This is a genomic window from Ruegeria sp. YTSC002 (assembly GCF_059609845.1).
This window is the reverse complement of record NZ_JBXWML010000001.1, coordinates 443,314-458,534: the sequence shown is the minus strand read 5'-3', so window position 1 is coordinate 458,534 and position 15,221 is coordinate 443,314. Positions and strand designations below refer to the sequence as shown.

Here is a 15,221-nt window from a genome sequence, read left to right as displayed (position 1 = left end):
ACATGCAGTTTCACGCATTGCGCCCGACAGAGCAAGCCTGACGATGACTATTCGGGCCCGGCTTGTTCCAGACGCCCGCCGACCCGCACCATGCGCACGGATTTGGCCTGTCCGTCACGATCATCGGTTTCCACGAACACGCCGCTCAGTGTGGCCTCACCATTTGCGGGGGTAAAGCGCGCCTTGGGCATACCGGTGATGAACCGTCGCATCGGCTCTTGCTTGTCCATGCCGATGACCGAATCGTAGTCTCCGCACATGCCTGCATCTGTCAGATACCCGGTGCCACCCGGCAGAATCTGCGAATCCGCGGTTGGCACATGGGTATGCGTTCCCACCACAAGGCTGGCGCGCTTGTCACAGTAATGCCCCATCGCCATCTTCTCGGACGTCGCTTCGCAATGCATGTCCACGATGATTGCTTGCGCCTGACCTCCCCTGGGATGGGATTTCAGGATCGGCTCAATGGCTGAGAACGGATCATCGAACGGACGCTTCATAAAGACCTGACCCAACACCTGAACCACCAGAACCTTGCGCCCCCCCGGCGCCGTGAACAACCGATGACCCCGCCCCGGCGCGCCTTTGGCGAAGTTCACGGGTCGTATGATGCGCTGTTCCTTCTCGATGAATTGCAGCATGTCTTTCTGGTCGAACGCATGATCGCCCAGCGTCAGGCAATCTGCCCCGGCGTCGAGCAACAGCCTGGCGTGATCTCCGCTCAACCCCATGCCGTTCGACGCGTTTTCGCCATTGACTACAACAAAATCCAGCCGCCATTCGTCGCGCAGGCGCGGCAAATGCTGTTGAACGGCAGCGCGGCCCGCGCGCCCCATGACATCGCCAAGAAACAGAATCTTCATGATCCGGGTCGTAGGGGCTGTACAGGGCAATAACAAGGCGGAAGCGTGAAATTAACGGCAGACTTCGGGGTTGAAATCAAATTCTGCCGTGGCAATGTTTCGATACGTCTTTTGAATACAAAAGGAATTCTTCGTGAAGTCGTCAATTGTTCTGACCGGCTGCCTTTTGGCGGCAACCGCTGCCGCGGCCGAAGGCACCAAGACATCCATGCCCAACCCCGCCGCGACCTTCTGCATTGAAAACGACGGGACCTACCAGCTTCGTAAAAACGAAGACGGCAGTGTCTATGGCATCTGCATCCTGAAAGACGGCACCGAGGTGGATGCCTGGGATTACTTGCGCAGCCATTTCGAACAGTAGCAGCTAGAAGGTCAGCACGCGGCTTTCCGTGACAACCATGTCCAGTGGTTGGTCGGTTGGCTCGAGCGGCAGATCCGCAGTCTCTTGCGCGTCAAAAGCAAAGCCAATGGCAAGCGTCGGGCGTTTGGAGCGCAAGCCTTCCAGCGTTCGGTCATAAAACCCGCCGCCATACCCCAGGCGGCCACCATTTGCATCGAAGGCGACCAGCGGCACGATCAGGATTTCGGGGTCGAAATAGTCATCCACCTGGGGCACTTTTGCACCGAACGGGCCATCCTTGAGCACACCGTCCGGCGTCCAGCGAGAGAATTTCAGCGGCTGACCGGCTGCCTGAATGACAGGCACCCCCACCGGGCCATAAGCCGATGCCTCGGCCATCGCAGGCACCGGGTCGATCTCGGTCCGGATCGGCATGTAACCTGACAGGGGAACGCCGCGATGGCCTGCCAGAACCTCGGACAAGCGCCCGGCTGCGCCCGGCAAGCGGGCATCAAACGCGGTCTTGCGGCGGGCAAACGCCGCTTTGCGCGCCGCGGCTTTGATTTCGGTCAGATCGGTCACAGGAGCACCACGCTGGCAAGCCCAAGAAATATGAAGAAACCCATGACATCCGTCGTGGTTGTCACAAAGGTTCCCGATGCCAGCGCCGGGTCGATGCCCAAGCGGTCCAGCACGACTGGTACTACCGTACCTGCAAAGCCTGCGATGATCATGTTCACGACCAAGGCCGACCCAATCACGACACCCAGCAGCGGGGAATCGAACCACAGCATCCCCACGGTCCCCAGCACGATTGCAAAGCAGAGCCCATTCAGCATCCCCACCAGCAGTTCCCGGCGAATAACGCGCAGCACGTTTGCATTGGTCAAGTCGCGCGTCGCCAAGGCACGCACCGTAACGGTGAGCGACTGTGTTCCAGCATTGCCGCCCATCGACGCGACGATCGGCATCAGGATGGCCAGCGCGACCAGTTGATCAATCGCCGCCTCGAATTGCGAAATCACCAAAGAGGCACAGATCGCCGTGCACAGGTTCACCGCCAGCCAGGGCAACCTTCGCCGGCTGGTTGCCGCCACGCTGTCGGACAACGAGCTTTCGTCGCCGACACCGGCAAGACGCAGGATGTCTTCTTCATGCTCTTCATCCAGAACGACCATCGCGTCATCAATGGTGATGACACCGACCAAACGGCCATCCGCATCCACCACCGGGGCCGAGATCAGGTGATACTGGTTGAAGGCATAAGCCACGTCTTCCTCATCCTGATCGACAGGGATGATGTGAAACTCCTCCTCTGCCAGATCAAGCAGAGGCACGTCACGCCGCGCCGCCATCAGCTTGCCCAACGTCACCTGCGCCACAGGTTTCAGGCGCGGATCGACCAGAACGACGTGATAGAACTGCTCGGGCAAATCGTCATTGGCGCGCATGAAGTCAATGGCTTGGCCAACGGTCCAATGCTCGGGCGCCATGACCACTTCACGCTGCATGAGGCGACCCGCCGAGTTCTCGGGGTAGGACAGGGCCTGTTCGGCTGCGATCCGTTCGGAATCCTCCAGCGCGCCCAGAATGGCTTCCTGCTGTGGTTCCTCAAGGTCTTCAAGCAGGTCAACGACATCGTCGCTTTCCATCTCGCGCACGGCATCGGCCAGAACATCCGGGTTCAGGACCGAGATCACCTCTTCACGAACTGATTCATCCAGTTCGGACAGGATGTCGCCGTCAAACTCTTTGTCGTACAGGCGAATCAGGCGCGACCGGTCAAACGGATTGATCTGTTCAAGAAGGTCGGCAATGTCGGCCGAGTGCAGCGGCTCCATCAACTCAACCAGCTTGTCGCGGTCGTCTATATCCACCGCGTACAGGATTGCCGCTACTGCCTTGGGGTCCAACGCATAGGCGTCTTCATCCCGGGGCTGATCGTGTCCGGCTTCGTCTCTGCCTGTCGTCATGCTCTGCCCCTTTTTTACGATTTGCTCTTAAATAGAAGAAGCAGCTACCGGAAAACAATGACAATGCGCCGATTTACCCACTTCTTTCGTCCGCCTATGCTGGTGTGCGGTTCCAAACAGGCGGAGAACAGGGAAAATGGCGCAAAAGACGCTTTTGAAAGGGCGTGTTCTGAGTTTCACAGGCTCACCCTTCGACGGAGAGCCGACCGAGGCGACCCGGTTGGACGAAGCGGTCGTGATCGAACACGGGCGAATTACCGAGATCGGCACCATCGACGCGCTGAAAAAAGCCCATCCTGACGCAGTCACGAAGGATCACGGATCGCGCTTGATCATGGCTGGGTTCGTCGACCCGCATGTGCATTATCCACAGACGGCGATGATCGCCAGCTGGGGCAAGCGGCTAATCGACTGGCTGAACACCTACACCTTCCCGGAAGAGATGAAGTTCGGCGATTTCGACTATGCGGCCGAGATCGCCAACCGGTATCTGGACCTGACGACCGCCCACGGCACCACGACCATGTGCAGTTTTTGCACGATTCACCCTGAAAGCGTGGATGCCTTTTTCACCGCGGCGCAACAGCGTGGGCAGCGTGTGGTCGCCGGCAAGACCTGCATGGACCGTAACGCGCCCGAAGGTCTGCGCGACACCGCGCAGACGGCTTATGACCAGTCCGCCGCACTGCTTGAGAAATGGCACCGCGTCGATCGCCTGTCCTATGCGATCACACCACGCTTTTCGCCAACCTCGACCCCGGAACAGCTTGAGGCCATGGGCGCGCTTTGGGCCGAACATCCCCATTGTCTCATGCAAACCCATCTGAGCGAGCAAACGGATGAAATCGAATGGGTCCGGTCCCTGTTCCCTGATGCAAGGGATTATCTGGACACCTACGAGAAATTTGGCCTGCTGGGCCAGAACGGCCTGTATGGCCATGTCATCCACCTGGAAGACCGGGAACGGGATCGGCTGCGCGAGGTCGATGCCTCTTTGATTCATTGCCCCACGTCGAACACCTTCATCGGATCGGGACTGTTTGACATGAACGGGCTGATCCATGATGGCCACCGGATCGGTCTGGCCACGGATACCGGCGGCGGGTCCAGCTTTTCGATGCTGCGCACCATGGCCGCCGCCTATGAGATCGGCCAATTGCGCGGCCGCCCTCTGCACCCGGCGCAATTGCTGTGGTTGGGCACGGTCGGATCGGCCCGTAGCCTGCGTATGGACGACTGCATCGGAAACATCACTCCGGGGATGGAGGCGGATCTGGTCGTGATCGACCTCGCCTCGACCCCCGCCATCGCCCAGCGCGAGGCCCATGCAGAAGACGTTTGGGAAGCGATCTTCCCGACGATCATGATGGGCGATGATCGGGCCGTGGCAGAGGTCTGGATCGGCGGGCGGCAGGCGGCTTAAGCCTGCAACGCCCGGGCCAGCGTGTTCTGACGCTCGATCACGCGGGGCAGATCAATGGTCGTTATGTGCCCGTCACGTACGATCTGGCGGCCTTCGACGAACAGATGTTTCACAGACATCGGCCCCGCCAGAAGCAGGGCCGCCGGATCCCAACTGCCCGCGCTTTCGATACCGCGGATATCCCACACCGCAATATCGGCACGTTTTCCGGGCATCAGCCGTCCACAATCGGGACGTCCCAACACATCCGCCCCGCCGCGCGTCGCGATCTCAAGCGCTTCGCGGGCCGACATGGCATCCGCACCATTGGCGACCCGCTGCAACAACATGGCCTGGCGCGCCTCAAGCATGAGGTTGCCATTGTCATTGCTGGCCGATCCATCCGCGCCGAGGCCGACCTTGACACCCGCATCGCGCATCGCCCGCACCGGCGCGATACCCGATCCGAGGCGGCAATTTGAACAGGGGCAATGGGCCACGCCTGTTTCAGAGCGCGAGAACAGATCAATCTCGGCCCCGTCCAGCTTGACGCAATGGGCGTGCCAGACATCCGGGCCGGTCCAACCCAATTCCTCGGCATATTGCCCCGGGCGGCAGCCGAATTGTGCCTGCGAATAGGCAATATCCTCATCATTCTCGGCCAGATGGGTATGCAGCATCACGCCCTTGTCCCGCGCCAGCAACGCCGCATCGCGCATCAGGTCCCGGCTGACGGAAAACGGTGAACACGGGGCAAGGCCAACGCGGCACATCGAACCCTCCGACGGGTCGTGAAACGCATCCACGACACGTACCATGTCGTCCAGAATGGCGGCTTCCTTTTCCACCAGATGGTCCGGCGGCAGACCCCCATCGCTCTCGCCGATGCTCATCGCGCCGCGTGTCGGATGAAACCGCATCCCCAACTCGGATGCGGCAGCGATCGTATCCTCAAGCCGCGCACCATTGGGATAGAGGTAAAGGTGATCGGAACTGAGCGTGCACCCCGACAGCGCCAGTTCGGCCAAACCGATCTGGGCCGAGGTGAACATTTCCTCCGGCCCGAAACGCGACCAGATCGGGTAGAGCGTTTGCAGCCACCCAAACAGCAACGCATCCTGTCCGCCCGGCACCGCCCGTGTCAGAGTTTGATAAAGATGGTGGTGGGTATTCACCAGGCCGGGCGTCACCACACAGCCTGAAACATCATGCACCTCACCCTGTGTTTCCAATCCCCGCCCGATCCGGGCAATCTGCCCGTCGCGGACCAGAATATCGGCCTTGGACAATTCCTGCCGGGACTCCTCCATCGTCAGGATCAGATCAGCATTCTTGAGTAGGGTTTCCGTCATTTCGCGCTCCTGCATCTGCCCGTCTCATGCAAGAAGTGCGTCGGCCGGTGGAAAACGGGCGCAAGAACCGGCCATCCCCGGTGTAGTTGCCTTTGATGCGCCGGGCAACAGGATTCAGAATTGGCGGAGTATCTCAAGCGCTGCGGCGTGCAGGTCAGCGTTGGCCGCAGCCAGGGCCCGACCGCCTTGATGCGCGGGGCCGCCCTGCCAATCGGTCACGACACCGCCAGCCGCCTGAATAACGGCAATCGGCGCTTGGATATCATAGGAATTCAAGCCCGCCTCGATCACCAAATCCGCCTGCCCGGCAGCCAGAAGCGCATAGGCATAGCAATCCATTCCATAGCGCGTCAGCTGCACCTGATCGGACACGGCCTGAAACCCTGCGCGGTCCTTCGGGGTTCCAACCTCGGGGAACGTGGTAAACAAAGTCGCCTGATCCAGCGCCCTGGTATCGCGCGTTTGCATTCTTCTGGTGCCTTGCGGACCGGTCATGTGAGCACCGGAAGACGATCCGACAAAGCGCTCTCCGATATAAGGCTGATCGATTACTCCCATAAACGGCCCGTCCTGATCGCTCAGCGCAATCAGAACACCCCAGGTTGGCGTGCCGCTGATAAACCCACGGGTGCCATCGATGGGGTCCAGTACCCAGGTACGGCCACTGGTGCCCGTATGCGCCCCGAACTCCTCGCCCAGCACACCGTCATCCGGGCACCGCCGCGCCAGAACGTCCCGCATCGCCTGTTCAGCGGCGCGGTCAGCCACGGTGACCGGGTCGAACCCGTCGGTCAGTTTGTTGGCGGTTTCCAGATTTGTTTGACGAAAAAAGGGGAGTATGGCCTCACGCGCAGCCTCGGCCATTTCTTCGGCAATTTCGATATCGCTCAGTGTCGTCGGTTGCATGTCCCCGAGGTGCGGGCAATCCGCGACAAAGTCAAGTCAGTCAGGCAACGTCGCTGAGAACCCGCGCCAGTTCGAACAGGCGGCGACGCTGGTTTTCCGGAATCGCATAGTAAGAGCGCACCAGATCCAGAGCTTCTTTGTCACCCATCAGGTCAGCAGGGACGGATTTCTTGTCCGCATCGCTTTTCTGGGCTTCTTCCAGACCTTCGAAGAAAAAGCTGACCGGAACATCCAGCGCCTCGGCGATGTCCCACAGGCGGGATGCGCTGATTCGGTTGGCACCGGTCTCATATTTCTGGATTTGCTGAAACTTGATACCAACTTGCTGCGCCAACTGCTGCTGGGTCATCCCAATCAGCCAGCGGCGATGCCGAACGCGCTTGCCCACATGGACATCGACGTGATGAGTCATTGGTATTCTCCTATACTACACAAACATCTGCACGGGATTTTGCGACGTCCGATATCGCAGTTTTAGAGAGCTCCCCTTAACCGCTCCCTAATACGGACTGTACCGCCCCCCGTTTACAGCACTAACTGCATATAATGCCGGTTTTGAGATTTTTTTCAAGCTGGTTGAGTCGAACACCCCTGACAGGGATTTGTGGTTGTATTACCTCAAGCCTTTACAGAAACGTACTCCTGCAACTGAATCCGCCTTCAAAATAGGACCCTTTTCCGCCCGCGCAGCAAACGGATTGACTTTTCTGGCGGCACACGCGCCTATGTCGCAAATTCTTGAGGAACGATATGCGGGCCTATTGCATTCCATACGACGGGGCGTCTGCCCAGCTTTGTGACGTGAAAATACCCGAGCCGGGCGAAGGTCAGGTGCGGGTCGCCATAAAAGCGTGCGGCCTGAACTTCGCCGATCTGCTGATGCAGACGGGCGCGTATCAGGACACGCCACCTGCCCCATTCACTCTGGGCATGGAGATCGCCGGCGTCGTGGATACAGTCGGTCCCGGCGTTTCGACGCTGAGGCCGGGCGACTGGATCGCGGTCTATTCAGGTCAGGGCGGGTTGGCAGAATACGGCGTGTTCGACGCGGACCGTGCGATCGTGCTGCCGGACGGCACCGGCTTCGAAGACGCCGCCGCCATCCAGATCGCATATGCCACCAGTCACATTGCCCTTGAACACAGGGCACGCCTGCAACCGGGTGAAACCCTTCTGGTCACCGGCGCAGCGGGAGGCGTCGGCCTGACCGCCGTCGAAATCGGCAAACTCATGGGCGCCACGGTCATCGCGCAGGCACGCGGCGAGAACAAGCTTGCCGTTGCCCGTGCCGCTGGTGCCGATCATCTGATCGATGCTTCCGAAGACTTGCGGGAACGGGTCAAATCGCTGGGCGGCGCGGATGTCGTCTATGACGTCATCGGCGGGGATGTGTTCAAGGCCGCTTTCCGCGCGACCAATCCCGAAGGGCGTTTGCTGCCCATCGGATTCGCCGGGGGCGACGTCCCGCAGATTCCGGCCAATCATCTTCTGGTCAAAAACCTGACCGTGATCGGGGTGTATATCGGTGGCTATCTGAAGTTCCGCCCCGAAGCTGTGCGCAACAGTTTTGAAACTCTGTTCAAATGGCATTCAGAGGGCAGGATAAAACCGCATATCAGTCACGTCCTGCCACTTGAAGACGTCGCGCAGGGAATGCAGTTGCTGAAAGAGCGAAAATCGACGGGCAAGATCGTGATCACGCCCTGATCGCGATCACCCAACCACCGCCCGCAACTGCGTACCGCCCAGCAATCTGAAGTTCTGACGCACCAATTGTGCCAGAGCCTCGACAACCGCATCCCGGCCCGATTCCCCACCGTATAGATTGATCATATGCGCAGGCAAATCCGGCAGAGCCCCACCCGAGTCGATCTGTTCAAGATGTGCGGCCTCGGTTCCGTCCAGCATTGCGTGTACGGCAAGATCGGCACTGACCGTGGCTTCTATTGTCCGGTCGTTTTCGGTTTCCACTGACAGTTCCCACGGTACTCCGGCGGCATCCAGTGCCGAAATGACCTGCGGTCTGAACAAGCAGCGCCGTCCAAGCGCCAGAGGCAACGGACGTTTGCGCCATGCAGATCCGCCCGGCGCACCGATCCAGCGCAACGGCAGCTCTGCGATGGTCTCTGCGCCATCGGCCGAAGACGGTTCGGTCGTCAGGATCACATCACATTCGCCCCGCTTGTACATGTCTTTCAATTGCAGTGAATAGGACGACACCAACTGCACCCTGACACGGGGAAAATCGGCGTTGAACCGTTGCAGGACCCGGGGGATCGCGGGGTAGACGATGTCATGGGGAACGCCCAGAACCACTTCGCCTTCAAAGGCCTGGTCGGTGAGTTTCGAGATTACCTCGTCATTCAGGGCAATCATGCGGCGCGCGTAGGCCAGCAGTTGCTCACCGGATGCGGTCAGGGCAATTGTTCTGCCGCTTCGGTCCAGCAACTCCAGGCCCAGCAGCTCCTCCAGCCGTTTCAGCTGCATGGACACCGCTGACTGCGTCAGGTGCAGAAATCCGGCAGCGCGGGTCACTCCGCCCTGATCCGCCACCGCCACAAAGGATCGCAGGGTTGTAATGTCCAAATTCCGCATCTTCACGATTCCTTATGCGTTCCATCAAAAATATTCGTTTTCAAAATATGTCATGCGCACCCATATCAATCAAGGAAATTGATAACAGCCAGCAAAACCATCGAGAATACAGAAAGGACAAGTTATGACGCAACTCGCAATCCATAATCCCTGCAAACCGGCCAAACGTTCTTTGGTGTCCCTGATCTCTCAAGCGTTCGAACTGTCCAGACAGCGGCGAAAGCTGGCACAGCTGGATGCCGCCATGCTGGACGATATCGGTCTGACCCGCGAGGAAGCAACCTCAGAAGCAGAACGCTTCTTCTGGGATGCACCTCAATTCTGGAAAAGGTGACTGCGACTCTCATATTTTTATGGCGATGGGCGACGTCGAGTCGCCTGTTGGCATTTTTGTTGCGTGTTTTAGTCGGTTTTCCCGCGGAATCTCTTGAAACACAGCCCCTTGTTGCCGATATTTAGATGGAAAACCGCCCCGCTCTGCCGGGGCGCTCTAACTTGACGACTAGGGAGACCCTTTGATGGCACAATTCGACACGATCCGGACGGCATCCGGCGCGCGCGCCGCCGAGATTGATCAGGGCCTGCGCGCCCACATGAACAAAGTCTACGGCACAATGTCCGTCGGCATGCTGATCACTGCACTGGCGGCATGGGCTATTGCCGGTCTGGCAGTAACCAGCGATCCAAGCAACGCGGTCGCACAGATCGGCGCAGATCGCTATCTGACCAGCCTGGGTGGCGCGCTGTTCCTGTCGCCGCTGAAATGGGTGGTCATGTTTGCGCCGCTGGCCTTTATCCTATTTGGCTGGGGTGCCCTGATGCGCCGCGGCTCAGCCGCGACAGTTCAGCTTGGCTTCTTCGTCTTTGCCGCGGTAATGGGCATCTCGATGAGCTCGATCTTCATGATCTTCACGCCCTACTCGATTACCCAGACCTTCCTGGTGACGGCAATCGCCTTTGCTGGCCTCAGCCTTTATGGCTACACCACAAAGCGGAACCTCAGCGGAATGGGCACCTTCTTCATGATGGGTGTGATTGGTCTGCTGGTTGCAATGATCATCAACCTGTTTCTGCAATCCGGCGTGATGATGCTGGCCATCTCGGCCATTGGCATCCTGATCTTTGCCGGTCTGACCGCGTTCTACACGCAGGACATCAAGAACACATACGTCGCCCATGCTGCGCATGGCGATCAGGAATGGCTGGACAAAGCGGCCTTTGACGGCGCGCTGAGCCTGTACATCTCGTTCCTGAACATGTTCCAGTTCCTGCTGATGTTCATGGGCCAGCAGGAATAGCCTTTGTTGACACCTGAATTGGTTTGGGGCCGGTCATTGACCGGCCCTTTTCTTTGCGCGCCGGACTTCTTTTACCCGGAAATGAAAAGCCCCGCCTGACAAGGCGGGGCTTTCTGTTTCCGAAGCGTTTATGTGTTCAGCTACAGTTCAGCGGAATGGCAAAGCCCGAGCTCTTTTCGGATGTTCCTTTGCGGAAAACACCGCCAGCCGGCAGACAGCCGGTGAAACGCTCTGTTTCTTCCGCAAAGCCCACACCGATCGAATTGTCGACTTTCACACTGTTGGAATGCGTGCGCAGCACACCAAACAAAGTGCCGTTCACACTGACAGTGCTGAGGAACAGGTTCGTGTCGCTCCCTTGCAATTGCACCGCAGTGTCCGGCGTCTGGCCGCCGTTGTCGATTGCAACCGATGCGACCTTGGAAGGATCCACCTCATCACTCAAAAGCGTGACTGTCCGCAGTTCCGCCAGTTCTGCCGGAACGTTGGTCGCATCTGGCAGAAAGGCTACGGCTCCGGGTACGTCCGAAATCGTGCGTGGTTCGCCATCGATTCCAGTAAACCCGACACCTTCGCGGTTAAACGGGTCTTCACAGGCCGCTAGGGTTAGAACGGCAATTGTGGATAACAAGATTTTTTTCATGGCGGTCAACATTTTGTGGCGGTTTGCTGAAGCGTACTTGCAGGTTCCCACAAAAAGCAAGCCGCAGGGGATGCGATTGTCCCAAACGCTGATGCGCCACTGCAACGGACTGCCCAGGCCTGCCACCCGCCGAAATCAGGAAACCGGAACTGAAAAAGGGCTCTGTACACCAGAGCCCTTTTTCGGAATTTCCAAATGGAATGGCAGATTACTTGATCTTGCCTTCCTTGTACTCGACATGCTTGCGAACGACCGGGTCGTATTTACGAATGGTCATTTTCTCGGTCATGGTGCGCGCATTCTTCTTGGTCACGTAGAAGTGGCCCGTGCCCGCGGTCGAGTTCAGACGGATCTTGATTGTCGTCGGCTTCGCCATGGTTATCTCCTGCGTCCGAAAAGGCAGGGGCCTTTCGGTTGAATTCCTATGAGCGTGCGCTTTTACGCGCTGCACCGCCCATGTCAAGGCCAATCGGATGATACCGGCTCAGGAATCTGTTGCAGGTTCACCCGGGCAGGGTTGGCGCGCCCATATAGGTGTGAATCTGGTCTCTTTCCGCGTCCGAAAGGCCCAACGCGGTGGACAATTGCCGCAGATAGGACGCCTCGCGCGCGTTGTCCAGACGGATCGCAGCCAGGGATGTCGCATAGATCTGCGTCTTGAGCGGCGCACCAGAATCAGCCGCCAATCCCATGACGTCAATCGGTGCGTTCAGCTGCTCTTGCACGAATGCGCGCTCTTCCTCGCTGACGTCATCGCCCAATTCACCCAGAATGATTTCCTTTTCCTGCTCATCCAGTTCGCCATCCGCCTTGGCAGCTTGGATCATCGCCCGAAGCATCAGCTTCGCCTGCTCTTCCATCGCCGCACCCGCAGGCGTGCCGCCGAACACGGTTTCCATCATGTCACCCGTGTGTTGATTGGCCGTCTTGGCCGCCCCCTGCATGGCATTCAACAATCCACCCAATCCGGCGGCCCCGGCTGTGCTGCCGCCGATGCCCATCTTGCTCATCATGTCCTGCAAGCCTGACGCGCCACCGGGCAGACCAAACTGTTCTGCCATTTTGCCCAGCTGATCCACGCCGAAACCACCGCCGGCGCCTTGCATCTTGTCTTGCAGCCCAGCCATGCCGCCCATCTTCTGATATTTTTCCATGCCCTTGGCCGCAGCAAAACCAATGGCAACGGACGCCAGCGTTTTCATAAAGCTCATAATCAACCTCCCATATCTTCAAATTGGTTCCAAAAGCCTAACAGCCGAATGCAATCCCGAATACTGCGCTCAACCCCAACGCGACTGACGCGCACCATAACACCTGAAGAAGGCGCGTTATCCGGCATCATGTTTGTGCATATCACGAATTCGTGATAAGTTCGCCCATCCAAGAAGCCGAATTCAGGCTCGAAGGCCGAGGCAGCGTGAATGGGGGCAACCTGCAACGAGCAGAGTTGTTCCACGCGACTTTTCTTGGGGGCTATCATGACAGAATGGGCTATTCAGGCCGAAGAACTGGCCAATTGCAATTGCAATTTCGGTTGCCCGTGTCAGTTCAGCGTACTTCCGTCTCATGGAAACTGCGAGGCGGTTGTCGTTTTCGACATTCAAAGCGGTCACTACGGTGACATTGATCTGGGCGGGCTTCGGGCGGCAGGGGTCTATCATTGGCCGGGGCCAATTCATGAGGGCAAGGGTCAGATGCAGCTGATCATTGATGAAAGCGCAAAGGCTGACCAGCGGGCCGCGTTGCAAGCGATCATGACCGGTCAGGACACGGATGAAATGGCTACGTTCTGGTATGTCTTCAGCGCCATGGCGCCTTTGAAACATGAAACGCTGTTTGTTCCGATCGAGCTGGATTGGAACCGCGAAGAGCGCAGCGGATACGCCAAGGTTGCCGGGGTTTTCGATGTCGTGGTCAATCCGATCCCTCATATCGTCTCGGGCGCACCTCACCGCGCGTCGATACAATTGCCGAATGGCTTTGAATACCGCCATGCCGAGGCGGCATCGGGCAGTGCGACGACAACAGGCGGTCAGATCAGCCTGACCTTTGACGCGACGCACGCTCATCTGGCGCATCTGAACATCTCGGGCCATGGCGTCTTGGGCGCTTAGGCAGAGAACCCCCATGGCCGAACAGAACGCATCGCCCCGGGGCCGGACGGTTGAGCGGTTGCTGAGACAGGACAACGCGATTGTTCTGGGAAGCGTCCTTCTGATCATCCTCGGTGCAACCTGGTACACGATAGCCGGCGTCGGGATGAACATGTCCGCGGTCGAGATGACCCGGATGGCCGGCCCGGTCGGAGACCCTATGCAAATGGGCCCGGCAGCAGCGTGGAGCGCAAGCCATGCCTTGCTGATCTTTCTGATGTGGTGGATCATGATGATCGCCATGATGACCCCGAGCGCTGCGCCTGCCGTTCTTCTGTTCATCGCGGTCAAGCGGACAGGGCCCGAAAAGCATCGGACGGTTGCGTTCAGCCTGTGGTTTTTATCCGGCTATCTGGTGGCCTGGGGGGCGCTCAGCCTGATTGCAACCGCATTGCAATGGGGGTTGGAACATGTCGGGCTGTCCGACGGGCGGATGATGACGATCAGCTCGGGCGTCTTCGCAGGAAGTATTCTGCTGGCGGCTGGCGCCTATCAGTTTTCAGGTTTGAAAAACGCATGCCTGCGCCACTGTCAAAGCCCCGCACGTTTCCTGGCCGATCACAACCGGCCCGGAACATTCGGTGCATTCCGAACCGGTATCCTGCACGGCACGTATTGTCTGGGATGCTGCTGGGCACTGATGTTGCTGCTGTTCGTCGGTGGGATCATGAACCTCTACTGGATTGTCGGAGTTGCCGCCTATGTCGCGCTGGAAAAACTCCTGCCCGGGGCCCGGTGGCTTGTGCCGGTGACAGGTTCTGCGCTGATCGGTGCGGGCCTTTGGTTCATCACGGCGCCGTTGTTTTCTGGCACCTGATTTTCGACGGCCCCGGGGTCGGCTGACTTGAAGACCCAAAAACGATTTGATGTAACAGGAGGTATCCATGCCCATTTTCATTACTTACGCATCTTACTCGCAAGCCGGTGTCAAAGGCATGTTGCAAAAGCCCGAGAACCGCACCGGTCCGGTGAAGGCTCTGCTGGAAAAAGTAGGTGGCAGGTTGCTGTCCTTCTACATGACAACCGGCAGCAACGACGTGGTCGTGATCAGCGAAGCCCCTGATGGCACAGACGCCGTGGCCGTTGGCATGGCCGTCGCCGCATCGGGTGCAGTGACGAACATTGAAACCGTTCGCGCCTGGACTGCGGACGAGTTCACGTCGATAACCGAAAAGGCGGCGGCGCTGACCGGCTCCTACACGCCGCCCGGAGGATAGGAGGATACGCGCGGAGGACCTGTAAGCCGGATCTTGTTCCGGGGTTGCCCCCTTCGATGACCATTCCTCTAGGCCGTGCATTGCTGCATGGCTCAAGCTGCCAACCCGGTCCCTCTCGGCCAAGACGCGCTTAGCGGCGGTATCGGCTTGCGCCGACCGGCCCGCGCGGGGACCCTATTTGGCATTGCTCCCGGTGGGGCTTGCCGTGCCGCCGCTGTTGCCAGCGGCGCGGTGGGCTCTTACCCCACCGTTTCACCCTTACCCTTGACCGAAGTCGCAGGCGGTCTGATTTCTGTGGCGCTTTCCGTCGGGTTACCCCGCCCGGGCGTTACCCGGCACCGTTGTCTTGTGGAGTCCGGACTTTCCTCTCGGGCCTTGCGACCCCAGCGGCCATCCGGCCCTCCGCGCTTGGGCTGGGTAGGCTCTGCGCCCGGCATCGTCAAGAGTGGAAAGGGGTTAAGGGGCCAGCCCCTTCTTGG

The 15,221-nt window shown here is 58.9% G+C and carries 18 protein-coding genes and 1 other RNA gene; 8 read left to right on the top strand and 11 right to left on the bottom strand.

The window, feature by feature from the left end:
• Positions 1 to 47 precede the first annotated feature (47 nt).
• Positions 48 to 863 (bottom strand): TIGR00282 family metallophosphoesterase, encoded by an 816-nt coding sequence (locus tag AC2FFD_RS02300; RefSeq protein WP_480683859.1) that lies wholly within the window; start codon positions 861 to 863, stop codon positions 48 to 50.
• A gap of 133 nt (positions 864 to 996) precedes the next feature.
• On the opposite strand from AC2FFD_RS02300, the gene AC2FFD_RS02295 reads away from it, so the two are divergent.
• Positions 997 to 1,224: a putative hemolysin gene (locus AC2FFD_RS02295; protein ID WP_425078654.1), complete on the top strand. Its 228-nt coding sequence runs from the start codon at positions 997 to 999 to the stop codon at positions 1,222 to 1,224.
• A gap of 3 nt (positions 1,225 to 1,227) precedes the next feature.
• Here AC2FFD_RS02295 and AC2FFD_RS02290 read toward each other — a convergent pair whose 3' ends face one another.
• Complete coding sequence (locus AC2FFD_RS02290; RefSeq protein WP_480683856.1) at positions 1,228 to 1,785, bottom strand: 5-formyltetrahydrofolate cyclo-ligase; 558 nt, start codon at positions 1,783 to 1,785, stop codon at positions 1,228 to 1,230.
• The gene (mgtE, locus tag AC2FFD_RS02285) at positions 1,782 to 3,176 is read right to left on the bottom strand and encodes a magnesium transporter (protein WP_496871738.1); all 1,395 of its coding nucleotides are present in this window, start codon (positions 3,174 to 3,176) and stop codon (positions 1,782 to 1,784) included. The genes AC2FFD_RS02290 and mgtE overlap by 4 nt, the downstream gene beginning before the upstream one ends.
• A 136-nt stretch (positions 3,177 to 3,312) precedes the next feature.
• On the opposite strand from mgtE, the gene guaD reads away from it, so the two are divergent.
• A complete protein-coding gene (guaD, locus tag AC2FFD_RS02280) occupies positions 3,313 to 4,599 on the top strand; it encodes a guanine deaminase (protein ID WP_425078657.1) in 1,287 nt (428 codons plus the stop codon).
• Here guaD and AC2FFD_RS02275 read toward each other — a convergent pair.
• The 3 genes from AC2FFD_RS02275 to AC2FFD_RS02265 all read right to left on the bottom strand — a co-directional run bounded on the left by AC2FFD_RS02275 (position 4,596) and on the right by AC2FFD_RS02265 (position 7,248).
• Entirely contained in the window at positions 4,596 to 5,930 is a 1,335-nt protein-coding gene (locus AC2FFD_RS02275) for an 8-oxoguanine deaminase (protein ID WP_496871736.1), read from the bottom strand. The two genes, guaD and AC2FFD_RS02275, sit on opposite strands and share 4 nt — an antisense overlap.
• 114 nt (positions 5,931 to 6,044) lie before the next feature.
• Positions 6,045 to 6,836 (bottom strand): histidinol-phosphatase, encoded by a 792-nt coding sequence (hisN, locus tag AC2FFD_RS02270; RefSeq protein ID WP_496871734.1) that lies wholly within the window; start codon positions 6,834 to 6,836, stop codon positions 6,045 to 6,047.
• A gap of 40 nt (positions 6,837 to 6,876) precedes the next feature.
• Positions 6,877 to 7,248 (bottom strand): helix-turn-helix domain-containing protein, encoded by a 372-nt coding sequence (locus AC2FFD_RS02265; RefSeq protein WP_170343628.1) that lies wholly within the window; start codon positions 7,246 to 7,248, stop codon positions 6,877 to 6,879.
• Positions 7,249 to 7,586: 338 nt separating this feature from the next.
• On the opposite strand from AC2FFD_RS02265, the gene AC2FFD_RS02260 reads away from it, so the two are divergent.
• On the top strand, positions 7,587 to 8,543 hold the full coding sequence (locus AC2FFD_RS02260; RefSeq protein ID WP_496871732.1) for an NADPH:quinone oxidoreductase family protein: 957 nt from the start codon (positions 7,587 to 7,589) through the stop codon (positions 8,541 to 8,543).
• A gap of 6 nt (positions 8,544 to 8,549) precedes the next feature.
• Here AC2FFD_RS02260 and AC2FFD_RS02255 read toward each other — a convergent pair whose 3' ends face one another.
• Positions 8,550 to 9,431, bottom strand: coding sequence for a LysR family transcriptional regulator (locus tag AC2FFD_RS02255; protein ID WP_496871731.1), 882 nt, complete (start codon positions 9,429 to 9,431; stop codon positions 8,550 to 8,552).
• A 124-nt stretch (positions 9,432 to 9,555) separates the two neighbouring features.
• Here AC2FFD_RS02255 and AC2FFD_RS02250 point away from each other — a divergent pair, with 124 nt between their 5' ends.
• Together AC2FFD_RS02250 and AC2FFD_RS02245 are read left to right on the top strand one after the other, a co-directional pair.
• A complete protein-coding gene (locus AC2FFD_RS02250) occupies positions 9,556 to 9,765 on the top strand; it encodes a DUF1127 domain-containing protein (RefSeq protein WP_170343625.1) in 210 nt (69 codons plus the stop codon).
• A 184-nt stretch (positions 9,766 to 9,949) separates the two neighbouring features.
• Positions 9,950 to 10,729, top strand: coding sequence for a Bax inhibitor-1/YccA family protein (locus AC2FFD_RS02245; RefSeq protein ID WP_170343624.1), 780 nt, complete (start codon positions 9,950 to 9,952; stop codon positions 10,727 to 10,729).
• Positions 10,730 to 10,865: 136 nt separating this feature from the next.
• Here AC2FFD_RS02245 and AC2FFD_RS02240 read toward each other — a convergent pair whose 3' ends face one another.
• The 3 genes from AC2FFD_RS02240 to AC2FFD_RS02230 form a co-directional block, all read right to left on the bottom strand.
• Entirely contained in the window at positions 10,866 to 11,372 is a 507-nt protein-coding gene (locus tag AC2FFD_RS02240) for a hypothetical protein (protein WP_257599141.1), read from the bottom strand.
• A gap of 208 nt (positions 11,373 to 11,580) precedes the next feature.
• Positions 11,581 to 11,748, bottom strand: a complete 168-nt coding sequence (gene rpmG / locus AC2FFD_RS02235) for a 50S ribosomal protein L33 (protein WP_037309480.1) — start codon at positions 11,746 to 11,748, stop codon at positions 11,581 to 11,583.
• 127 nt (positions 11,749 to 11,875) lie between these two features.
• Complete coding sequence (locus AC2FFD_RS02230; RefSeq protein WP_496871727.1) at positions 11,876 to 12,583, bottom strand: DUF533 domain-containing protein; 708 nt, start codon at positions 12,581 to 12,583, stop codon at positions 11,876 to 11,878.
• 267 nt (positions 12,584 to 12,850) lie between these two features.
• On the opposite strand from AC2FFD_RS02230, the gene AC2FFD_RS02225 reads away from it, so the two are divergent.
• The 3 genes from AC2FFD_RS02225 to AC2FFD_RS02215 all read left to right on the top strand — a co-directional run bounded on the left by AC2FFD_RS02225 (position 12,851) and on the right by AC2FFD_RS02215 (position 14,742).
• Positions 12,851 to 13,486 (top strand): DUF1326 domain-containing protein, encoded by a 636-nt coding sequence (locus tag AC2FFD_RS02225; protein WP_496871725.1) that lies wholly within the window; start codon positions 12,851 to 12,853, stop codon positions 13,484 to 13,486.
• A gap of 13 nt (positions 13,487 to 13,499) precedes the next feature.
• Entirely contained in the window at positions 13,500 to 14,342 is an 843-nt protein-coding gene (locus tag AC2FFD_RS02220; protein ID WP_496871723.1) for a DUF2182 domain-containing protein, read from the top strand.
• Between the two features lie 67 nt (positions 14,343 to 14,409).
• On the top strand, positions 14,410 to 14,742 hold the full coding sequence (locus AC2FFD_RS02215) for a GYD domain-containing protein (RefSeq protein WP_152458759.1): 333 nt from the start codon (positions 14,410 to 14,412) through the stop codon (positions 14,740 to 14,742).
• A 6-nt stretch (positions 14,743 to 14,748) separates the two neighbouring features.
• On the opposite strand, the gene rnpB is transcribed toward AC2FFD_RS02215, so the two are convergent.
• Positions 14,749 to 15,148: RNase P RNA component class A (gene rnpB, locus AC2FFD_RS02210), an RNA gene on the bottom strand.
• Positions 15,149 to 15,221: the final 73 nt, after the last annotated feature.